The sequence below is a fragment of the Georgenia sp. Z2081 genome, assembly GCF_055326445.1.
The window spans coordinates 226,556-247,273 of sequence record NZ_JBUZNK010000004.1 but is presented as its reverse complement, the minus strand read 5'-3'; the positions used below and the strand labels follow the sequence as shown (position 1 = coordinate 247,273).

At 74.5% G+C, this 20,718-nt stretch carries 17 protein-coding genes; 7 read left to right on the top strand and 10 right to left on the bottom strand.

Annotation, left to right across the window (positions count from 1 at the left end):
• Positions 1 to 54 precede the first annotated feature (54 nt).
• Positions 55 to 846 carry an ATP-grasp domain-containing protein gene (locus tag ACZLKG_RS08150; RefSeq protein ID WP_463648464.1) on the top strand — a complete coding sequence of 264 codons (792 nt, stop codon included), beginning with the start codon at positions 55 to 57 and terminating at the stop codon, positions 844 to 846.
• A gap of 308 nt (positions 847 to 1,154) precedes the next feature.
• Here the strand turns inward: ACZLKG_RS08150 and ACZLKG_RS08145 are convergent, their stop codons facing one another.
• From ACZLKG_RS08145 to ACZLKG_RS08120, 6 genes are read right to left on the bottom strand one after another with little or no spacing between them, the layout of a single operon-like run.
• Complete coding sequence (locus ACZLKG_RS08145) at positions 1,155 to 2,528, bottom strand: hypothetical protein (protein ID WP_463648463.1); 1,374 nt, start codon at positions 2,526 to 2,528, stop codon at positions 1,155 to 1,157.
• Positions 2,525 to 3,772 carry a phosphotransferase gene (locus ACZLKG_RS08140; protein ID WP_425710134.1) on the bottom strand — a complete coding sequence of 416 codons (1,248 nt, stop codon included), beginning with the start codon at positions 3,770 to 3,772 and terminating at the stop codon, positions 2,525 to 2,527. The genes ACZLKG_RS08145 and ACZLKG_RS08140 overlap by 4 nt, the downstream gene beginning before the upstream one ends.
• The gene (locus ACZLKG_RS08135; protein WP_425710133.1) at positions 3,750 to 5,780 is read right to left on the bottom strand and encodes an ABC transporter ATP-binding protein; all 2,031 of its coding nucleotides are present in this window, start codon (positions 5,778 to 5,780) and stop codon (positions 3,750 to 3,752) included. Before ACZLKG_RS08135 ends, ACZLKG_RS08140 begins: the two co-directional genes overlap by 23 nt.
• Positions 5,780 to 7,042, bottom strand: coding sequence for a glycosyltransferase family 4 protein (locus ACZLKG_RS08130; RefSeq protein ID WP_463648461.1), 1,263 nt, complete (start codon positions 7,040 to 7,042; stop codon positions 5,780 to 5,782). The genes ACZLKG_RS08135 and ACZLKG_RS08130 overlap by 1 nt, the downstream gene beginning before the upstream one ends.
• Positions 7,039 to 8,319: a glycosyltransferase family 4 protein gene (locus ACZLKG_RS08125; protein ID WP_425710131.1), complete on the bottom strand. Its 1,281-nt coding sequence runs from the start codon at positions 8,317 to 8,319 to the stop codon at positions 7,039 to 7,041. Before ACZLKG_RS08125 ends, ACZLKG_RS08130 begins: the two co-directional genes overlap by 4 nt.
• Positions 8,309 to 9,712: a glycosyltransferase family protein gene (locus ACZLKG_RS08120; protein ID WP_463648460.1), complete on the bottom strand. Its 1,404-nt coding sequence runs from the start codon at positions 9,710 to 9,712 to the stop codon at positions 8,309 to 8,311. Before ACZLKG_RS08120 ends, ACZLKG_RS08125 begins: the two co-directional genes overlap by 11 nt.
• Before the next feature lie 252 nt (positions 9,713 to 9,964).
• Here ACZLKG_RS08120 and ACZLKG_RS08115 point away from each other — a divergent pair, with 252 nt between their 5' ends.
• Positions 9,965 to 10,648, top strand: coding sequence for an NUDIX domain-containing protein (locus ACZLKG_RS08115; RefSeq protein ID WP_463648459.1), 684 nt, complete (start codon positions 9,965 to 9,967; stop codon positions 10,646 to 10,648).
• 45 nt (positions 10,649 to 10,693) lie between these two features.
• On the opposite strand, the gene ACZLKG_RS08110 is transcribed toward ACZLKG_RS08115, so the two are convergent.
• Positions 10,694 to 11,296, bottom strand: a complete 603-nt coding sequence (locus ACZLKG_RS08110) for a hypothetical protein (protein WP_463648458.1) — start codon at positions 11,294 to 11,296, stop codon at positions 10,694 to 10,696.
• A gap of 83 nt (positions 11,297 to 11,379) precedes the next feature.
• The gene (locus tag ACZLKG_RS08105; RefSeq protein ID WP_463648457.1) at positions 11,380 to 12,399 is read right to left on the bottom strand and encodes a COX15/CtaA family protein; all 1,020 of its coding nucleotides are present in this window, start codon (positions 12,397 to 12,399) and stop codon (positions 11,380 to 11,382) included.
• 70 nt (positions 12,400 to 12,469) lie between these two features.
• On the opposite strand from ACZLKG_RS08105, the gene ACZLKG_RS08100 reads away from it, so the two are divergent.
• Positions 12,470 to 12,862, top strand: coding sequence for a serine/threonine protein phosphatase (locus ACZLKG_RS08100; RefSeq protein WP_463648456.1), 393 nt, complete (start codon positions 12,470 to 12,472; stop codon positions 12,860 to 12,862).
• A gap of 19 nt (positions 12,863 to 12,881) precedes the next feature.
• Here the strand turns inward: ACZLKG_RS08100 and ACZLKG_RS08095 are convergent, their stop codons facing one another.
• Positions 12,882 to 13,640 carry an ABC transporter permease gene (locus ACZLKG_RS08095; RefSeq protein WP_463648455.1) on the bottom strand — a complete coding sequence of 253 codons (759 nt, stop codon included), beginning with the start codon at positions 13,638 to 13,640 and terminating at the stop codon, positions 12,882 to 12,884.
• Positions 13,637 to 14,800: an ABC transporter ATP-binding protein gene (locus ACZLKG_RS08090; RefSeq protein ID WP_463648454.1), complete on the bottom strand. Its 1,164-nt coding sequence runs from the start codon at positions 14,798 to 14,800 to the stop codon at positions 13,637 to 13,639. The genes ACZLKG_RS08095 and ACZLKG_RS08090 overlap by 4 nt, the downstream gene beginning before the upstream one ends.
• A 135-nt stretch (positions 14,801 to 14,935) precedes the next feature.
• Here ACZLKG_RS08090 and xylB point away from each other — a divergent pair, with 135 nt between their 5' ends.
• From xylB to sufD, 4 genes are all read left to right on the top strand, one after another.
• A complete protein-coding gene (gene xylB, locus ACZLKG_RS08085; protein WP_463648453.1) occupies positions 14,936 to 16,354 on the top strand; it encodes a xylulokinase in 1,419 nt (472 codons plus the stop codon).
• A 999-nt stretch (positions 16,355 to 17,353) separates the two neighbouring features.
• Complete coding sequence (locus ACZLKG_RS08080) at positions 17,354 to 18,088, top strand: helix-turn-helix transcriptional regulator (RefSeq protein WP_425709703.1); 735 nt, start codon at positions 17,354 to 17,356, stop codon at positions 18,086 to 18,088.
• A complete protein-coding gene (gene sufB, locus ACZLKG_RS08075) occupies positions 18,085 to 19,524 on the top strand; it encodes a Fe-S cluster assembly protein SufB (protein ID WP_425709702.1) in 1,440 nt (479 codons plus the stop codon). The genes ACZLKG_RS08080 and sufB overlap by 4 nt, the downstream gene beginning before the upstream one ends.
• Entirely contained in the window at positions 19,524 to 20,717 is a 1,194-nt protein-coding gene (gene sufD / locus ACZLKG_RS08070) for a Fe-S cluster assembly protein SufD (RefSeq protein WP_425709701.1), read from the top strand. The genes sufB and sufD overlap by 1 nt, the downstream gene beginning before the upstream one ends.
• The last annotated feature ends 1 nt before the right edge of the window (position 20,718 follow it).

Genomic DNA, 20,718 nt, shown 5'->3' with positions numbered 1-20,718 from the left:
CGATCGGGGGCGTCAACCACGCTCCCGGGTACGGCCGCCCTGGGACGATGAGGTATGTCCCCCTCCGTCACACTGCTCCTGGGCAAGCCGCCCCGGTCCGGCACCCTCCTGGACGAGGTCGTCGCCCACCTGGCGTCGCGGCGATGCACCGTGACCGTCCGGCTGCCCCACGAGGAGACGGTCGAGATCGACGACCTCACCGACCAGACGATCGTGGTCCATCGCGGCCTGCACAGCTCGGTGGCCCCGCTGCTCCAGGAGGCCCACGACCGCGGCGTCGCCCTGTGCAACCCGTGGCCGGCCGACCGGCTGCTGCGCGACCGCCGCGCCTGGCGAGGCGTTCTCGAGCGCGCCGGGATCCCGCAGCCGCCGTCGTCCACCGTCGAGCGGTGGGCCGGCGTGCTCGCGGTCGCGGAGAAGGAGCACGTGGTCGCCAAGTCCTTCGCCGGGCCGGGACGTGGGGCGCAGGTGCTGGCCGGCACCGACCGCACGCTGCCGGGCGACGCGCCGTTCCCGGGGCCCTACCTGGTGGAGTCCCGTCTGGCCTCCGACGGCACCGACCGCAAGCTGTACCTGGCCGGCGGCTCGGTGCGGGGCCTGCTCAAGCCGTCGACGCTCGAGCGGGAGCACACGCCGGCCGGCACGCCGTTCCAACCAGACGACGAGCTGGTGGACATGGCCGGACGCGTGCGCGACGCGCTCGGCGCCCATCTGCTCGGTGTGGACCTGATCGGCACGCCTGCGGGACCGGTCGTCGTCGACGTCAACGGTTTCCCCGGGTTCCGAGGTGTCATAGGGGCGGCCGACGTCGTGTCCGAGCACCTCCTGGCTCACGCCGCCGCCTGACTCGTCGAGGACACGCTCTCTCGCCGGGTTCACGGTCTCTCGTCGACGACACGCGTGGTGGGTGACCCCTGAGGCACCGTCGAGGTCACGGTCTCTCGTCGAGGACTCGGTTTACCGTCGAGGGCGCGGGGTACGTGCCGAGTGGACCTCCGGCGGCCGTACTCTCGACGCGTTCCTCGTGTCCTCGATGAGTTCCCCGTGTTTTCGATGAATGGTCGGGTCGGGGCCGCCCATTCGATGACGTTCGGCCGCACGCTCGAGGGGCAACAACCGCACGCTCGAGGGGCGAGAACCGCACGCTCGATGACTCAGGGGGTCGGTTGGGCGACGCGGCGCAGGAGGTCCGTGGCGACCGCGCGCCACCGGGGTCGGTACGCGTAGACGCCGGCCAGTCGCAGGCGCGTGGCGTCGGCATAGTCGGCGACCCGCTCCGTGTCCGTCGGGGCCGCGCCCGCCAGGAGTCCCGCGCGGGCGGCGTGGGCCAGGTCCGGTCTGAGCAGCCCCTGCGCCTGGCGCAGCTCGAGGTGGACGACCGCGTTGGCGATGTCGAGCGCTCGCTCGCCGACGGCGAGGGTGTCGACGTCGATCATCCCCACCGGGCCGGCACCTGCGATGGCGGCCCCGTCGACGGCATACGCGCCTACGCCGCCGCCGCCGGCATCGCCGTCGGCATCCGCGCCTACGACACCGCCGTCGGCGCCCTCACCGGCCCCGTCGTCGGCGCCCTCGCCGGCACCCGCGTCCCCGGCTTCGACCGGGTCCGCGAGCAGCAGCTGCTTGTCGTGCAGGTCGCGGTGCAGCACACCGAGGTCGTCTCCGCCGCGGTCGGCCAGGAGTGCGGCCGTCACGCGGTCGCCTGCCCGCGCGACGAGCTCGGGGTCGAGGAGCCCGTGGGCGACCGCCGGGTCGAGCCAGTGCGCGATCGCGGAGAGCTCGTCCTCGGCCCCGTGCCGTGCGGCGACCCGGTCCTGGGGCGCGTCGTGCAGTCGCGTCACCGCGGCACCCGCCGCGCGCCAGGCGTGGTGGGCCCGGCTCGGCGTCCAGTCCCCGTCGGCGCCGAGGTCGTGCAGGGTACGGCCGGGCACCACGCTCCACAGCAGCACGCCCGCCTCGAGGTCCGAGCCCTCGAGCAGCCGCGGCACCGTCACGCCGTCGATCAGCTCGGCGACGAGCCGGCCGCGGCCCGCCAGGTCGTGCGACCGGCTCGGACGTACCACCTTCGCGAACGCCCGCGGGGCCGCTCCCGGGCCGGGAAGGGCCACGACGGCGCGGCGTCCCGGCCGGTGGGCCACGAGCAGCGCGCCAGCCTCGGCGAGGACGCCGGGCAGCGCACGGAGCCGCGCGTCGGCCCCTGCGGGCTGCAGGAGGACGTCGCCCACGACGGACGCGGGCGCGGGGGCCCCGCGTGCAGCCTCGGCCAGGGCGTCGCCGTCGGCGAACCACTGACCGGCGACGGTGGCGCCGCCGGAGGTGAGCTCCAGGAGCGCGTGATTACGTCCGCGCGGCCAGGCCCGCACGACGTCGTAGCGCCGGCCGTCGGCGACGAGGCTCTTCGGCGGACGGGGGGCGGCACTCCGGCGGGCGGCGCGGCGCGCTCGCGCCGGCTCCGGGACGGGCGCCGGGCCAGGTCCCGTGGCCGAGGCGCCCACGAACAGCCGCGCCGGCCGCAGGCCCCCGGTCACGGGGCCGCCAGCTCGCGGGCCGACCCGACCAGGGCGGCGACGGCGTCGGGCCAGTCGGGCGTGTGGCGCCGGAAGGGCTCGGCCGCCCGCCGGAGCACCCCCGCCGCGCAGTGCAGCCGCAGCAACCGGGCGTCGAGCAGCCCGCCGGCACCGGTGTACCCGGCCAGCAGCGGTGCGAGCAGCTCCTCGGGGTCCGGGGCGCCCGAGCCCGCGGCAGCCACGTGCGCGCCGTACCAGGAGCCGAGGTCGCTCATGGGGTCGTCCAGCCGGACGCGATCGAGGTCGAGGACGCTCACCGCGGCCTCGGTGCCGGTATCGGCGACGGCGCGGCCGGGGGCGTCGTCGTCGGGGGCCGCTCCATCCGGTCCGCCGCGGACGATCACCTGATCGGCGGAGAAGTCGCCGTGGACCACCCGGGGCTGCGCGTCGCCGAGCGCCGCGCGGAGCCGCTCGGCGACCGCTCGCGCGGTGGGGGCCACGCCGGGCAGCACCGCCAGCACGCCGTGCACGGCATCCTCGAGCTCGAGGACGTGGTCACCGGTCGTCAGCCCGTCGATCGCGGGCTGCCGATGGATCTCGGCGAGCGCGGCGCCCGCCAGCGCCCACAGCCCGTCCACGCTCGGCCCCGTCACCGTGTCCAGCGCGACGCCCGGCACCCAGTCGTTGACCACCGTCCCGGCGCGTCGGTCGACCCGGTCCACCACGGGCACCGGCAGCCCGGCCAGGGCCGAGTAGCCGGCCAGCACCGCCGGCAGGTCGGTCGGACGGTGGACCTTGGCCAGCTGCGGCACCCCTGCGGGGCCGTCGAGGCGGGCGACCCAGCGCCGGCCGGGCTTGTACACGAGCGGATCGAGCCGCTCCGCGTCACGGACCAGGTTCCGGATCCCCGGCAGATGACGGTCGGCCGTCGCGTCGGCCACGGCGACCCCGCGCCGCACGTCGACGGCGGAGCCACGCCCCACGTCGTCGTTCTCGCCCTCCCGGGCGATCTTGTCGAGCTTGGGGGCGGCCTCCTCGGTGACGGCGAGGGCCTGCGCGAGGAAGGTTCCGCCCTCGAGGTCCCGCATCCTGAGCCCGGCGACCATGGACGTGCCCGGCTTGTAGCGCACGTAGCGGATCTGGGCGTCGGCGACGGCCCAGCCGAGGCTGCGCGCCAGCTCGAGGGGGCAGAGGACCTCGGCGAGCCCGGGAACCGCGGGGTCCGCGGCCACGAGCCGCGCGTCAACCGGTGCGACGACGGCCATGACGCTCCTTCCTGTCGTGGTCCGGGACGAGTGCGCGGACCGGGCGGTGGTCCAGGGCCGGGCGGTGGTCTCGGGCCGACCCACCGGCTGGACGTCTCCCGGTCGTCGCACCCGGCCGGCGGTCGGGGTACGTGTCCGGTGCAGGGTCTACGTCCGGTGCCGGGCGCTCCTCGGGGGCCTGGTCCGCCTCCGGCGCAGGGTCCTCCTCCGGCGCAGGGTCCTCCTCCGGGGCCGGGTCCAGCTGGGCGAGCCGGGAGCCGGCGTCGTCGAGCAGGTCTCGGGGCGCCCCCTGCTCGACGATGCGGCCGCGCTCGAGCACCACCACCTCGTCGCAGTCGAGGGCGGCGCCCAGCTCGTGCGTGATGACCACCGTGGTGCGGCCCTCGGCCAGGCGGTCGATCGCCTCCAGGACCTGCGCGGAGTTCTTCGGGTCCAGCCCGGTGGTCGCCTCGTCGAGGATGATCACCGGCGCGTCGCGCAGCATCGCCCGCGCGATCGCGATGCGCTGGCGCTGGCCGCCCGAGAGCGTGTCGCCGCGCTCGCCGACGATCGTGTCGTAGCCGTCCGGCAGTGCCGTGATGAAGTCGTGGGCGTTCGCGGCTCGCGCGACCCGTTCGATCTCCTCGGGGCCGGCTCCTGCGCGGCCCATCTCGATGTTCTCGCCGATGGTGCCGTGGAACAGCACCGACTCCTGCAGGACGATCGCCACGTGCGCGCGGAGGGACTCCACGGTGACGTCGCGCAGGTCGTGACCGTCGAGCTTGACCGCGCCGGCCACCGGGTCCTGCAGCCGGAGCAGCAGACCGGCCATCGTGGACTTGCCCGACCCGGAGTGCCCGACGAGCGCGACCTTCGCACCGGGGCGGATGCGCAGCGAGACGCCGTCGAGGGCCGTGTCCGACCCGGTGTAGGACGCGGTGACGTCCTCGAACCGGATCTCGCCCGCGAGCCGACGGATCGTGTAGGCGCCGTGCTGGTCGGCGACCTCCTGCTCCGTGTCCATGAGGTCGAGGATCCGCTCGCCGGAGGCGGCGGCCTTGGCGATGCGCCCCGTGTACTTGGCCAGGTCACGCATCGGCCGGAACGCGGTCTTGAGGTACTGGAGGAACACGACCAGCTCGCCCGGGGAGAGCGAGCCCCGCACCACCGACCAGCCGCCGACCAGCATGACGACGCCCGTGGCGACGCCCACCAGCACGTCCGTGGTGCGCTCGAGCCCGGCCGAGAGCCGGGTGGCCTTCACGCCCTCCTTGAGCTCCTGGTTGTTCGACGCCGCGAACGAGGACTCGAGCCGCTCGGCCAGCGAGTAGGCCTGGACCACCTTGATCGCGCCGAACGACTCGCCCGCCGCGCCGGCGAGCTCGCCCTCGCGGCGGCGCTGGACGCGCGAGGCGGAGGTGATCCTGCGGGTGGAGCGCGAGCTGGACAGGGCGAACAGTGGCAGGGTCGCCAGGACGACGAACGCGAGGACCCAGTCCAGGAGGAACATCACCACGAGCATCGCCACGAGGGTGACGACGTTGCCGAGCAGCGGCATGGCGGCGGTGATCGCGACGTCCCGCAGCCTCCCGACGTCGGCGATCAGCCGGGTGATGAGGTCACCGCCTCGGGTGGAGGAGTGGAAGCGCAGCGAGAGCCGCAGGACGTGCGCGTAGACCTTGGCGCGCACCGAGGTCATCGCGCGGGTGCCCGCGAGCGCGAAGAGCACGGTCGTCAGGTAGGCGGTCAGCGCGCGCAGCGCGGCGATGGCGACGACGGCGATCGCGCACATGATCAGCAGGCGAAACAGGCCGGGGTCCTCGGCGGCACCGGGGGCGATGACGCCGTCGATGACGAACTTCAGCGGCCAGGGCTGCAGCAGCCGGAACGCGACCTCCGCGAAGAGCGCGACGAATCCGCCGACGACGATCCCGCGGTGGGGCCGCAGGTGCGGCCGCAGGAAGGTGAAGATGTGCTTGAGCGAGGGCACGACCGAGCGCAGCTCGGACGCGGGCGCGCGGGAGGCCATCAGATCACTCCTCGCGCCGCGCCGACCGGGGCGGCGACCGGCGTGGAGCTCGGGGTGGCGACGGTCGCGGAGCTCGCGGGCGGCGCCACCAGGTCGAGGCCGGCGGCGGCCAGCGAGCGCTCGACGACGTGGCCCCAGGTGTGGGCGGAGGCCACGTGCTCGCGCGCGGCGGCGCCGGTCCGGCGGCGCAGCCAGGGGTCGTCGGCCAGCACGTGCAGCATCCCGGCGAGCACCACCGGGTCGGAGCCCGGCACGAGGAACCCGGTGCGCGCGTGCGTGACCACCGCGGGCAGCTGGCCGACCTCGGAGGCGACCACCGGCAGGCCGGCCGCCATGTACTCGTAGACCTTGAGCGGCGAGAAGTACCCCTCGCCGGCGTGCGGGTAGGGGGCGGTGGCGACGTCCATGCGGTGCAGCTGGGCTGGGATGTCCACGGGCGCCACGGCCCCGGTCATCTCGACGGCGTCCCCGATCCCGAGCGACTCGGCCTGCGCGCGCAGCGGGCCGGCCTGCGGGCCGTCGCCCACGAGCAGCAGCCGCGCGTCGACCACGGAGCGCCGCAGGAGCGCGTGCGCCTCGAGCAGGGTCTCGGTGCCGTGCCACGGCTTGAGCGTGCCGACGAACCCGACCGTGAACGGTCGTCCGTCCTCGTCCGCCTCGGGGCGCGGGCGGATGCGGTCGACGTCGACGCCGTTGGGCTCGACCACCACGTGCGACGTGCGGTCGGCCGGGAGCTGTGCGCGCACCCACTCGGCCACCGGCTCCGAGACGCAGACGACGGCGCTCGCGTCGGTCGCGGCCCGGCGGATCACGTCCTGGGCGATGTCCGCGCGCACGAGCCCGCGGTGCCGCGCCTGCTCCTCGGGCAGGGGGGCGTTGACCTCGAGCACCGCAGGGATCCCGTGGGCGCGGGCGTACCCGGTGCCCGCGGCGGACCACAGGGAGTAGCGCTCGTAGACGGCGTCGAACGGGCCGGCGGCCTCGACGGCGTCCCGCATCCCGGCGTCGGCGGCGATGGCGCGGGCCTCGCGGTCGGCGACGTCGGCGCCGCTGATGCGGCCGAGCTCGTGGACCGTCAGGCGTCCCCGGGCGCGGGCCGCCTCCGCGGCGGGCCAGGGCGAGCCGCCGGTGCGGCGGCAGAACAGGTCGACGTCGTGACCGGACGCCAGCAGCACGCCGAGGACCTCCTGGACGTGGACCGAGGCGCCCTTGGTGCCGAAGACCGGGATCCCGGGGTCGGCGCAGACGTAGGCGATCCTCATCGGACCACCTCCACGGGGCGACCGACGGCTCGCTCGGCGCTCGCCGCCTCGGAGGTGGGGCGTGCGGCGTCCTCGAGCGCGGCGTCCTCGAGGGCGGCGACCTGGTGCCGGGTGTCGAACTGGTCCTCGACGAGGTCCCGGGCGGCGCGCGCGAGGCGGGTGCGCAGGGCGTCGTCGTCGAGGAGCCGCTCGATCGCCGCGGCGAGCGCGACCGGGTCGTGCTGGGGCACCTGCAGGCCCGTGACCTCGTGCCGCACGGCCTCCGTGATCCCGGTGACGTCGGTCGACACGCACGGGGTGCCCAGCGCCATGGCCTCGAGCAGCACCGTCGGCAGGCCGTCGGCGTTGCCGTCGGAGCCCACGACGCACGGCGCCGCGAAGACCCCGGCCGCGGCGACCTCGCCGCGCACCTCGTGCTGCGGCATCGGACCGGTGATCTGGACCAGGTCCGCCAGCCCGAGGGCCGCGACCCGGGCGCGCAGGGCGCCCTCGAGCTCGCCGCCGCCGACGATCCGGCAGCGGGTCGGACGCCCGGAGTCGCGCAGGTGGGCGATCGCGTCGACGAGCACGGAGAAGCCCTTCTTCTCGACGAGGCGACCGACGGCCACCACGGGCGCGTCGTCGTCCGTCCCACGGTCCGGGGTCGGCGCGGTGAACGGGAAGTCGTCCAGGTGCAGCCCGTTGTAGATGCGGTGGAGCCGGGTGGCGGCGACCGCCTCGGGGAAGACGCGGCGCAGGTGCCGGTCGTTGAAGTCGCTGATCGTCACCACGTGGTGGGCGCCGGCGATCTTGGCGGCCAGGTCGGCGGGGTCGACCGAGGAGTGGAAGATGTCCTTGGCGTGGGCGGTGAACGAGTAGGGGATGCCGCTGAGCAGCGAGGCCAGCCGCGCCACGGTGGTGGCGAGCGAGGCGAAGTGCGCGTGCAGGTGGGTCAGGCCGCGGCGCCGGGCCAGGAGCGCGACCTCGACGGCCTGCGCGGCGTCGTCGGCGCCCGCGGCGAGCAGCTCGGGCAGCGTGGCGGCCAGGCGGGGCAGCTCGGGTGCGGCGTCCCGCAGCGTCTGCCACAGGTCCTCCGCCCTGCGCACCCTCGGCACGTAGGTGACCGGTGCCCGCACCTCGGCGAGCGCGCTGTGGAAGCGCGGGTCCACCGGCGGGCGGAGCGAGAGCACCTCGATGTCCGCGCCGCGGGCCTCGCGGCCGAGGATCTCGGAGACGATGAACGTCTCGGAGAACCTGGGGTACATCTTGAGGACGTAGCCGATGCGTTCACGCGACATGGTGGTTCTCCCTGGTGGGGGCGAGGGCGGTGAGCAGCTGGGGCAGGCGGCCGAGCCCGTCGAGGTCGACGGGCGAGCGGTGCGTCTCCCCGTCCGGACGGCGACGCCCCACGGGCCACGCCGTGCCGGTTCCCGGTGCGGCGGAGGGCGACGACGGGCCCGGGCCCGGGGCGGCAGGCGCGTCGATCGCACCGGCGAGCCAGGACGACAGTGCACCGGGTGTGAGCTCGTCGGGGTGGAGGTGGTCCAGGCGGCCCGTCGCGGCGAGGAGCTCCGCACGCACGAGCTGCTCGCGGCGGGGGCGCACCCGGGGGACGACGAGGAGTCGCCGGTCGAGCGCCAGCGCCTCGCACACCGTGTTGTACCCGCCCATCGAGACGACGGCGGACGCACCTGCCAGCAGCGCCTCGGCGTCCTCGACATAGGTGCGGACGGTGAGGTCGGACCGGGTGCCCGCGAGGTCGACGATGCGGTGGACGTCGTCCGTGGGCATCTGCGGACCGGTGACGAGGACACCGTGGTGCCCGGCCGGCATCGTGGAGCGCACGAAGGTCTCGGCGAGGTGGGCGCCGTCGGCGCCCCCGCCCACGGTGGCCAGGACGTAGGGGGTCTCCACCTCGGTGACCTGCTCGACGCGGCAGCGGCCGGCCGCGAGGTAGCCGGTGTGCACGGTGCGGGCGGCGGGCAGCGAGAGCTCGGCGGCGAGGTCGTGCACGGCGCGGTCGCCGTAGACCCACACCTGGTCGTACCACTGCCGCAGCGCCCGGTCCGACCGGTCGGCACGCCACTCGCGGCGCGCGGTGGCGGCGTCGTCGAGGATGTCCCGCAGCCCGAGGACGATGCGTGTACCGGCGGCACGCAGCAGGTCGAGCGCCGGCTCGAGCTCGCCGAGGAACCCGCGCGGGTGCTTGTCCACCACGAGGACGTCGGGGCGGAAGGAGTCCAGCGCCGCGGCGAGGATGCTGCGCCGCATGTGCCGTATGTGCGTCTGGTCCACGGACAGGTGTCGGGCGGAGTAGACGCCCGTGGCGTCCTTGCTCAGCGCGGGCAGGGAGACGAGGTCGCAGTGGGCGGGGCGGTCGGCGGTGACCGCCTCCGGGGCCCCGGTCAGCAGGAGGATGTCGGGCGCGGGGTCCAGCGTGCCGAGCGCCCGGGCGATGGCCAGGTTGCGGCGGACGTGCCCCAGACCGAGCGCGTCGTGGGAGTAGAGCGCGACGCGCAGCCGACCGGCGGGTTCGACGTCGGACGGCGACGCCGGCACCCGCTCGTCGGTGGGCCGTCCGGCCGGGCAGGGCACGTCGCCCGGCACGGCGCCGGCGGGGGACTCGTCGGGCCGGACCGCCGTGGTGCGCGCGGAGACGCCCTCGGCCCGGCGCGTACGGCGCCTCGTCATGGTGCGCACGGTGGACCCCCTTCTTGCGCCCTGCTCGTCACGTAGCGAGCTGCCCGGTCGGGCGACGGCGTACGAAGTAGTTCACCCGACGCAGTTGTGACACCGGTGATGACCCGATGAGACGCCTTTCATCCACCGTCGGGACGCCTGTCGTTCACCCGCGGCCCCGGCTCCGCGCCCGGCCGAGCACCCGGTTCCGGGTCCGGCCCAGCTCCGGCCGAGAACCGCCCGATGGGGCGTGAGGGATCACGCATGACGAGAACCTCCTCGAGGGGGATGCGCGAGGAGGGCGTCGTCGGTGATGATCGACGGATGCACGCCGAGCTCTCCTTCGAACGGTCGTGCCGCGCGCTGCTGGTCGACGGCGCCGGCCGGGTCCTCCTCGTGGCGCACGAGGGCTCCGCGGGAACCGTCTGGGCCGGTCCCGGCGGTCCCGCCGGCCTCGGCGAGGCGCCCGAGCCCGTGCTCCGGCGCGCCCTGCACGCCGCGACCGGTCTGCTCCTCGCCGACGGCGCGCTGCGCGACCTCGCGTGGGTCCAGCACGTGCCCGCCACCGGCGCGGGCCCGCACGGCGCGGGCGAGATCGTCGACGAGGTCTACCTCGTGCGCGTCCCGCACTTCGAGCCCGCACCCGCGGGTGGGACGGCCCTCGTCGACGACGGCGCCGCGACGAGCAACGGCGCCGCGGCGAGCGACGGCGTCCCGGCGAGCGACGGTGTGCCGCCTCGCGACGGCTCGGCGTCCTTCGACGGCGTCCCGGGCACCTGGCCCGGGAGCACCGCCGCGATCCGCTGGTGGACGCCGCGGGAGATGACCGAGGCCTCGGGTCGCGGCACGCTGTTCAGCCCGCGGGACCTGCCCACGCGGCTGCCGGCCCTGCTCGCCTCGGCCTGGGACATGCCGGTCGGGGCGCCGGCCACCATCCGCGGGTACTGAGTCGGCACCCACGGGTCGTGGGTCGACGCCCCGGCCCGCGATCCCTCAGCGGCTGCCCGGCCCCCGGACCCACGCCTCGGCGTGCGTGGCGACGTCCTTGCTCGAGCCGACGAGCGCCGCCTCGAGGTCGGCGACCCGGTAGCTCATCGCCCCGGACCAGTCGGAGACGACGACCCGGCCGTCCGCGACCCAGAACGTGTACGTCGGCTGCCCGTCGATGGAGAGCGCGTAGGGGGTCGCCGTGATCGGTGTGCCGTCCAGGTCGTCGACCTCGGCCTCCGGGCCCCGCTCGACGGCGGCGGGCACGGTGCCCAGCGTGGACTCGTCGAGCCGGTCCCACCGCACGGTGTCCTCGCCGGAGGCCACGAGTTCCTCGACCACGAGGATGTCGGCGTAGCTGGGGATCGAGCCGGGAGCGACCTCGCGCGCGCCGAGCGTGGCGATCGTGCCGCCGACGTGGTCGGCCATCTCCAGCGACGTCCACTCGCTCGGCCTGCCCGGGTGGACGACCCGGATGGCGACGCGGTACAGCGCGTCGCCGGGCTCGACGAAGCAGGTGAGGAATCGGGTGCCGCTGGCTGAGTCGGCTCGCAGGAGCACGCCCGCGCTGCCGTCGGCGCCGCGGAACGCCTCGTGCTCGATCGTCATGCTGGGAAGGTTATCGGGCGTCGGCGGGGGCCACCGACGGCGACCCGGGGGCGGACTCCCCGCCGTGGTGACTGCGGCCCGGCTCAGCCCGACGAGCCGGCTCGCGCTGCAACGGGTACATCGGCAGCAGGACGGTCGACGGTCGACGCCCACAGCCACGTCGTGGCACCGACGACGAACGCGGCGATGAGCATGTGGAGGATGACGAGGGCGCCCGGCAGGCCGGTCGCGTGCTGGACGATGCCGGTGACCGCGCCGGCCACGGTCAGGGCCACGAGCGTCCAGGCCGCCGTGACGGCCCGCCCGAGGGCCGGCTCCGCGCGTCGTCGTCGGGCGATGAGGAACGTGACCACGACGAGGAGGGCCGTGAACGCGTACACCGCCCAGGCGTGCACGCGGGTGATGGCCAGCGGGTCCAGCGCCCAGCGGTAGGGGTGGGTGTCGTCGCCCGAGTGCGGGCCGGCCCCGGTGACCACGGTGCCGAGGACCGTCATGACGGCGGCGAGCGCGACGAGCACCTTGAGCAGCACGCGGGTACGCGGATCGAGGAGGCGCCGCGGCTCGGTGTCCGGGGAGGCCAGCCGCACGAGCAGGTAGGTCGAGAACGCCACGAGGCCGAGCGAGACGTACATGTGCAGGCCCACGACGGCGGGGTGGAGGTCGAGCAGCACGGTGATCCCGCCGATGACGGCCTGGAGCGCGACGCCGATCAGCGGCACGAGCGCGAGCGCGTGCAGGCGGCGCGGGCGGCTCCTCGTCGGCTCGGTCCGCCACACGAGGATCACCAGCGCGAGCGCGACGATGCCGAGCACCCCGGTGAGCGTGCGGTTCCCGAACTCGATGAACGCGTGGTAGCTCGTCTCCTCGTGGAACACGGGGGTGAACTCGCCCGGCTCGCACATCGGCCAGGTCGAGCAGCCGAGGCCGGAGCCCGTGACCCTGACGAGACCGCCGGTGACGATGATCCCGATCTGGCACACGAGGTTGGCCACCGCGACCCACCAGGTCAGCGGGGAGACGAGGTCGCGGCGCCCGGGTCGGACCGGGCCGCCACCGCCGAGACGCCTGGTGGGGACGGGATCCGTGGGGGGTGCTGCGCTCACCGCTCCAGACTACGTCCGGTCGCAGGCGAAAAACCTTGCTCGTCGGCGTGACGTCGCTAGCGTCGGGCCGGTGAGCCAGTACGCGACCGGCGGAGCCGGCATGTCCGACCTGACGGTGTTCGACCACGTCCGCGGCGCCGACGGCGAGCACGTCGGATACATCGGCATGACCGACGACGGGCAGTTCGTACCGTTCGACCGGTTCCACCGCCGGCGGGGGGACGCCATGGACCTCGACGAGGCCGAGGCCGTCCTGGAGGAGGCCGGGCTGTCCTGGCTCGCCGAGGACTGGCTGCTCGACGTCGACGGCGAGCGTGTGGCCGTCCGGGTCGTCGAGCTGCGGCGCGACGTGGTCGTCGTCGCCCGTGCGATGGAGGACATGACCGCGCACGTGGCGAAGGCTCTCGACCTCACCCGGACCGTCGAGCTCGCGCTGCCCACCGACCGGCTGAGCCCGGCCTGAGCGCCGTCCGACGCGGGGACTACTCCTCCCAGCGGACCACGCGCGCCGCAACCACGGGCAGGACCACGGCCCACGCCGCGAGGACCGCGACCGACAGCCAGTCCGGAGCGCCCGGTGTCGCGAGCGAGCGCAGCGCCTCGCCGAGCGCGCCGGACGGGGTGAACGAGACGATCGCGCCCCACCAGGCAGGGTAGGTCGACGTCGGGGCGAGGACCCCGCCACCGGCAGCGAGCAGCACCCACAGGGTGTTGGCGATCGCGAGCACGGCCTCGGCCCGCAGCGTGCCGCCGACGATCACGCCGAACGCGGTGAACGCCGCCGTGCCCAGGAGCACCGTGAGCAGGGCGACGGGCACGGCCACCGACCAGCTCCCGAGGTCGGGGCGCCACCCGACGACGAGCGCGGTGGCCGTCAGCAGCACCACCTGGACCACGACGAGCGCGAGCACCGCACCCGCACGCCCGGCGAGCAGGCCGCGGGGCCCGAGAGGGGTCGTGGCGAGCTGCCGCAGCACGCCCCACCGACGGTCGAAGGCGAGCGCGATCGCCACCGAGGGCAGGCCGGCGGCGCTGATCGCGAGGGCAAGGGCCGAACCTAGGGCCGCGCCGTGCTCCTGGCCGGAGCCGGAGACCGGGAGCGCCACGACGTCGGTCATCACGAGCGCGACGAGCGCGCCGATCGGCATGAGCAGGGTGAGCAGCAGCTGCTCCCCGTTGCGCAGCGTGCCGACCGTGTCGAACCGGGCCTGCGCGAGGGCCCGGCGCACCGCGGGGCTCACCGGGACCTCCGGCGACGGCGCGACGAGGCGCCGTCGTCCAGTTCCGGGTCGGGGGAGGGGGAGAGGGAGCGACCGGTGAGCGCGAGGAACGCGTCCTCCAGCGTGCGCCGGCCCGCGACGATCTCGACGCCCGCGCGGGCGGTGGCTGTCTCGACCGGCTCGGCCGAGGCGGCCGTCTCTGCGGCGGCGTCGCCCGCCCCGGTCGGACCGCCCGCCCTCGTCACCTCGGCGGTGGCCGTCTCTGCGGCGGCGTTCCCGGTCACCTCGGCGGCGGCCGTCTCTGCGGCGGCGGAGACCGCGGCGACGTCGTGGGCGTCGGGCCCGTGCGTCCCGGGCGCGAGCAGGACGCGGGCGGCGGCGCCGTCCCGGGCCGGCGCGGTGGCCTCCGCGAGGTCCGTCCGGCCGGCGGCCGCGAGCGCGGCGGAGAGGTCGCGGGCCCAGTCCGCCCCCGCGCGCCCGGCGGGTGCGAACGCGTCGACGAGCGAGTGCCCGGCGAGCTCACCAGGGGCCCCGGTCGCCACGACGGTCCCGGCGTCGACGACGACCACCTGGTCGGCGAGCTCCTCGGCGTCGTCCATGAGGTGGGTGGTGAGCACGATCGCCACGCCGTCGGAGCGCAGCTCGCGCACAAGGGCCCACGTCTCCCGGCGCGAGCGGGGGTCGAGGCCGGCGCTGGGCTCGTCGAGGAACACGAGCCGGGGCCGGCCGACGACGGCGCACGCGAGCGCGAGCCGCTGGCGCTGACCGCCGGACAGGCGCCGCACGGGCGTGCGGGCGGACGAGGTGAGGTCGAGGCGTTCGAGCAGCTCACCCGGGTCGAGGGGACGGTCGTACATCCGGGAGACGTGGGTGAGGACGTCGCCGGCGCGCGGCGCCATCGGCAGGCCGCCGTCCTGGAGCATGACGCCGACGGACTCGCGCAGGGGCGCGGCCGACGCCGGGTCGGACCGGTCGAGCCCGAGCACGCGGATCGTCCCCGAGTCCGGTCGGCGCAGACCGACGCAGCACTCCACAGTCGTCGTCTTGCCCGCCCCGTTCGGGCCGAGCAGGGCCGTGACCTCACCGGCGGCCGCCGTCAGGTCGATGCCGTCGGCGGCGGGGCGGCCGCCGTACGCGCGGCGGAGCTCGCGCACCTCGAGCGCGGCGGGGGAGTCGGGCACCGGCTCAGGGTAGTTCGGGGTGCCGGTGTACCTGGTGCCCGTCCGCCGGCCCGGGCTGCGCCGACCGCCCGCTGCGCGGCGGCCTGCCCGGTGCCACCATGGTCGGGCCAGCATGATCCCTGAGGAAGGTGTGCCATGACGCTCGTCGCGGGGGTCGACTCCTCGACCCAGAGCTGCAAGGTCCTCGTCGTCGATGCGGACACCGGTGAGGTCGTGCGCGAGGGGCGGGCCCCGCACCCGGACGGCACCGCCGTCGATCCGAACGCCTGGTGGGACGCCCTCCTGGCGGCGGTCGAGGATGCCGGCGGTCTGGACGACGTCGCCGCGATCTCGGTCGGCGCCCAGCAGCACGGCATGGTCTGCCTCGACGAGCGCGGCGAGGTGGTTCGCGACGCCCTGCTGTGGAACGACACCCGCTCCCACACCGCCGTGGACTCCCTGCACGAGGACCTCCCGCCGGAGGAGTGGGTCCGGCGCACCGGGCTCGCGCTCCTGCCCTCGTACACGGTGACGAAGGTGCGCTGGCTGCGGGACGACGAGCCGGACAACGCCGCGCGCACCGCCGCGGTCGCCCTGCCGCACGACCACCTCACGTGGCGTCTGCGCGGGTTCGGCCCGGACGACCCAGACCTGCAGGAGCTGACGACGGACCGCTCCGACGCCAGCGGCACCGGCTACTGGTCCGGCACCACCGAGGACTACGACCTGGACCTGTTCGAGCTCGCCCTGGGCAGGCGCGCGGTCCTGCCCCGCGTGCTCGGCCCCACCGACTCCGCGGGCACCACCGCGGAGGGCCTCCCGGGCATCCCTGCGGGACTGCCGATCGGGGTGGGCGCGGGGGACAACGCCGCCGCGGCACTCGCGCTGCAGCTCGAGGTCGGGGACGCCGTCATGTCCCTGGGGACCTCGGGCACCGTCTACGCCCGGACCGACCGCCCGGTGCAGGACGAGCAGCGGGTGCACGCGAGCTTCGCCGACTGCACCGGCGACCACCTCCCGCTCGCGGCCACGCTCAACGCGGCGCGGGACCTCGACGTCGTGGGGCGGCTCCTCGGACTGGACCACGCCGCGCTGGCCGACCTCGCGCTGGAGGCCGCCCCGGGCGCGGACGGACTCGCGCTCCTGCCGTACTTCACGGGGGAGCGGACCCCCAACCTCCCGGGAGCCCGCGGCTCGCTGCACGGCCTCACGCTGGAGAACCTCACGCCGGCCAACCTCGCCCGCGCCACGTTCGAGGGCATGCTCGCCAGCCAGGTCGTCATGCTCGAGGCCCTCGCCCGCCTCGGCGTGCCCGTCCACCGGCTCCTGCTCATCGGAGGGGCGGCCGACAACCGGGCCGTGCGTGCGATCCTCCCGCAGCTGGTCGACGTGCCCGTCGACGTCCCCTCACCCGGTGAGTACGTCGCCCTCGGCGCTGCCGCGCAGGCCGCGGCCACCCTCACGGGCTCCTTCCCGAGATGGGCGACGGACCGGACGAGCCTCGGACGGACCGAGCTCACACCCGTCGTTGCGGAGCAGCACGCGGCCGCGAAGCACGCACTCGGGTACGCCTGAGTGCCGGGAGGAGGGATCGGCGAGGGCCGGGGGGGGAGAGAGAGAGGTGCGCGGGCGTGGGTCGTTCGTCGTCGTCGGAGACCTCGGCCTGCCGTCGACGGCGGGGACCTCGGCCTGTCGTCGACGGCGGGGACCTCGGTCGCCCGTCGACGGCGAGGAGCTCGGCCGCACGGCGACGGCGCCCCGGCTGGCTGTCCGGTTCCGGGCTGAGCGAGCCTGCAACGGCTGGCTGTCCGGTTCCGGGCTGATCGAGCCTGCACCGGCGTCGAGGGTGCGGTGTGTCGCCGAGATGACGAGCTGGGTGTCGAGTGGAGGGCCGCCGTCGGTGCTCTCGGCACCTCGACCGCGTCCTCGGCGGGGACACCGCGTCCTCGGCACCTCGACCGCGTCCTCGGTGCGGAGGCCACGCCGCCACCCCACCGGGCGGATCGCGCCTACCTGCACCGGCCGCTGCCCTGGCCTGCCGTGCGCCGAGTCAGTGAGGTAGGTGCCGAGTCAACCCCCGCGGGGCCCTGTCTCGACGGTTACCTGATTGCCTCGGCGGGATCGGCGCGAGTCGAGGACGTCGGCGAACCGGACCGGCCTCGCCGATCACCGGCTGATCGACGTGCCCACACCAGCCGCCACTACCGCCCCCACACCAGCCGCCGCACCCGCCGCCACTTCCGCCCCCACACCAGCCCCCACACCAGTCGCCACTACAGCCCCCACACCAGCCGCCACGACCGTCCCCACACCCGCCCACAGGCCCCCGCGACCCACGTCACAGACTCCTCGACGACACCCTCCCGGACCCCGCCTACCAGCGCGGTGTGCCTGGTCACAGGCCCATTGAGCCGCCCGCGAACGCTCCGCCAGGTTAGGCGAACCTTGCTGGACGACCCCCTTTAGGCAACGCATACTGTGTGTAATTCATCGGCGACCTCGGGCGGCAGCCCGCCGCTCCAGGACGAGCCCGTCAGGGCCCCTCGTCGGTGACATCGACAGAGGGAGGCACGCATGACGCAGGCGAGCCCACCGCTGCACCCGACCACCGGGGGCGAGGACACCTCCACGCGCGACCGCGTGCTCGGGCTCGTGCTCGAGCACGGCCCGGTCTGCGCCGCGGACGTGGCCGACGAGCTCGAGCTCACCTCGGCCGCCGTGCGCCGCCACATCGGCGCACTGGAGGCCCAGGGCCTCATCACCGTGCAGCGCAACCCCGGGACGACGACCCCGCGCCGCGGCCGTCCCGCCCGGCACTATGTCGCGACCGACGCCGGCCGCGCCGAGTTCACCGACGCCTACTCCGACCTCGCCGGGCAGGTCCTCGACTTCCTCGTGGAGAAGGCCGGCGCCGAGGCGGCCGACGAGTTCGCCGACCGGCGCGTCGGCGACCTCGAGCGCCGCTACGCCGACCAGCTCGAGGGCACCAGCCCGGGCGCGGAGCGCGTGCAGGCCCTCGCGGAGGCGCTGACCGCCGACGGCTACGCCGCCACCGTGCGCAAGGTCGGCGACAACGAGATCGCCGTCCAGCTCTGCCAGGGGCACTGCCCGGTGCAGGACGTGGCCGAGGCGTTCCCCCAGCTCTGCGAGGCGGAGACGCGTGCGTTCTCCCGCCTCCTCGGTGTCCACGTGCAGCGGCTCGCGACCCTCGCGAGCGGCGGCTACATGTGCACCACCCACGTGCCACTGGCACTTCCCACACGTCAGAACCCCCACCCGACACCGGTCGGCACGGAAGGACCTCGATGACCACCACAACACCTCCCGCCCGGGAGCAGCTGACCCAGGAAGAGACGATCGCGTCCATCGGTCAGTACGGCTACGGCTGGCGCGACTCGGACGACGCCGGACAGGCGGCGCGCCGCGGCCTGTCCGAGGACGTCGTGCGCGACATCTCGGACAAGAAGGACGAGTCCGAGTGGATGCGCAAACTCCGACTCAAGGCGCTGCGCCTGTTCGACCGCAAGCCCATGCCCGAGTGGGGCGCGGACCTGTCCGGCATCGACTTCGACCTGATCAAGTACTTCGTGCGGTCCACGGAGAAGCAGGCGACGAGCTGGGAGGACCTCCCGGAGGACATCAAGAACACGTACGACCGGCTGGGCATCCCGGAGGCCGAGAAGCAGCGGCTCGTCGCGGGTGTCGCCGCCCAGTACGAGTCCGAGGTCGTCTACCACCAGATCCGTGAGGACCTGGAGCAGCAGGGCGTCCTCTTCCTCGACACTGACACGGCGCTCAAGGAGCACCCGGAGATCTTCGAGGAGTACTTCGGCACCGTGATCCCCCCGGGGGACAACAAGTTCGCCTCGCTCAACACCGCCGTGTGGTCGGGCGGCTCGTTCGTGTACGTCCCCAAGGGCGTCCATGTCGAGATCCCGCTGCAGGCCTACTTCCGCATCAACACGGAGAACATGGGGCAGTTCGAGCGGACGCTGATCATCGCGGACGAGGGCTCCTACGTGCACTACGTCGAGGGCTGCACCGCGCCGATCTACAAGTCGGACTCGCTGCACTCCGCGGTCGTCGAGATCATCGTCAAGAAGGACGCCCGCGTCCGCTACACGACGATCCAGAACTGGTCGAACAACGTGTACAACCTCGTCACCAAGCGCGCCACGGTCGAGCAGGGCGGCGTCATGGAGTGGATCGACGGCAACATCGGCTCCAAGGTGACGATGAAGTACCCGGCGGTCTACCTCATGGGCGAGCACGCCCGGGGCGAGACCCTCTCGATCGCCTTCGCCGGCGCCGACCAGCACCAGGACACCGGCTCGAAGATGGTGCACCTCGCGCCGCACACCTCGAGCTCGATCGTCTCGAAGTCCGTGGCCCGCGGCGGCGGTCGCGCCTCCTACCGGGGGCTCGTCCAGGTGCTCGAGGGTGCCGCGCACAGCAAGTCCAACGTGCTGTGCGACGCGCTGCTCGTCGACACCGTCTCGCGCTCCGACACCTACCCGTACGTCGACGTCCGCGTCGACGACGTGGAGATGGGCCACGAGGCCACCGTCTCCAAGGTCAGCGAGGAGCAGCTGTTCTACCTCATGTCCCGAGGCATGGAGGAGACGGAGGCCATGGCGATGATCGTCCGCGGCTTCGTCGAGCCCATCGCCCGTGAGCTGCCCATGGAGTACGCCCTGGAGCTCAACCGCCTCATCGAGCTGCAGATGGAAGGAAGCGTCGGCTGATGACCGCCACCCCGATCGTCGATCACTCCCAGGCGCGCGCCGACGACGCGCACAGCCACGGGGTCGTCCCCGAGGCCTCGCGGGCCGCCCGCGCCGCGTCGTTCGACCTTGCCGACCTGCCCGTGCCCACCGGCAGGGAGGAGGAGTGGCGGTTCACCCCCGTCGACTCCCTCCAGGAGATCCTCGCCGCGGAGCCGAGCTCCGCACGGCTGGCCTGGGACACCGAGCTGCCCGACGGCGTCACCCTCACCGAGATCTCGGCCGAGGACGCCCGCGGACGCACCCGCATCCTGCCCGGCGACCGGCCCGCTGCGGCGGCCGCGGAGCACGGCGGGAAGACGGTGCTCGTCAGCGTGCCGGCGGACACCGAGCTGGACCGCCCGGTCATGCTCGGCCTGTCCGGCTCCTCGGTCTCGGACCTCGTGTGGGGCAACGTCGTCGTCGAGGTGGGGGCGAACTCCCGCGCGATCGTCGTCGTGCGCCACACCGGCTCTGCCACGTACGGCGAGCGGCTCACGCTCGACGCCGCCGAGGGTTCGCACGTCACCCTGGTCACGCTCCAGGAGTGGGACGACGACGCGATCCACCTGTCGGAGAACGCGATCCAGATCGCGAAGGACGCCACGGTCAAGCACGTCGTCGTCACGCTCGGCGGCGAGGTGGTGCGCGTCTCGACGAACGCCCGCTTCGAGGGCACCGGCGGCGACCTCGAGCTGCTCGGCCTGTACTTCACGGACTCCGGCCAGCACCAGGAGCACCGCCTGTTCGTCGACCACGCGGTGCCGTCGTGCAAGTCGAACGCGACGTACAAGGGCGCCCTGCAGGGCGAGAGCGCGCACTCGGTGTGGGTGGGGGACGTCCTCATCCGCAAGGAGGCCGAGGGCACCGACACCTACGAGCTCAACCGCAACCTCGTCCTCACCGAGGGGGCGCGCGCCGACTCGGTGCCGAACCTCGAGATCGAGACCGGTGAGATCGAGGGGGCCGGCCACGCCTCGGCGACCGGACGCTTCGACGACGAGCAGCTGTTCTACCTGCGGGCCCGCGGCATCCCCGAGGAGGAGGCCCGCCGGCTCGTCGTCCACGGCTTCTTCGCCGAGCTCATCAAGCAGATCGGCGTGCCCGAGGTCGAGGAGGGACTGACGAAGGCCATCGAGGCCGAGCTGGACCTCACGATGGCGAGCAGCGCGTGAG

Coding starts and splice junctions, on each gene's coding strand:
- ACZLKG_RS08135 (WP_425710133.1), bottom strand. CDS start 5,780: ATGGCCTCCCGCGCGCCCGCGTCCGAGCTGCGCTCGGTCGTGCCCTCG.
- xylB (WP_463648453.1), top strand. CDS start 14,936: ATGACGCTCGTCGCGGGGGTCGACTCCTCGACCCAGAGCTGCAAGGTC.
- ACZLKG_RS08140 (WP_425710134.1), bottom strand. CDS start 3,772: ATGGCCGTCGTCGCACCGGTTGACGCGCGGCTCGTGGCCGCGGACCCC.
- ACZLKG_RS08120 (WP_463648460.1), bottom strand. CDS start 9,712: ATGACGAGGCGCCGTACGCGCCGGGCCGAGGGCGTCTCCGCGCGCACC.
- ACZLKG_RS08125 (WP_425710131.1), bottom strand. CDS start 8,319: ATGTCGCGTGAACGCATCGGCTACGTCCTCAAGATGTACCCCAGGTTC.
- ACZLKG_RS08115 (WP_463648459.1), top strand. CDS start 9,965: ATGACGAGAACCTCCTCGAGGGGGATGCGCGAGGAGGGCGTCGTCGGT.
- sufD (WP_425709701.1), top strand. CDS start 19,524: ATGACCGCCACCCCGATCGTCGATCACTCCCAGGCGCGCGCCGACGAC.
- sufB (WP_425709702.1), top strand. CDS start 18,085: ATGACCACCACAACACCTCCCGCCCGGGAGCAGCTGACCCAGGAAGAG.
- ACZLKG_RS08080 (WP_425709703.1), top strand. CDS start 17,354: ATGACGCAGGCGAGCCCACCGCTGCACCCGACCACCGGGGGCGAGGAC.
- ACZLKG_RS08150 (WP_463648464.1), top strand. CDS start 55: ATGTCCCCCTCCGTCACACTGCTCCTGGGCAAGCCGCCCCGGTCCGGC.
- ACZLKG_RS08110 (WP_463648458.1), bottom strand. CDS start 11,296: ATGACGATCGAGCACGAGGCGTTCCGCGGCGCCGACGGCAGCGCGGGC.
- ACZLKG_RS08130 (WP_463648461.1), bottom strand. CDS start 7,042: ATGAGGATCGCCTACGTCTGCGCCGACCCCGGGATCCCGGTCTTCGGC.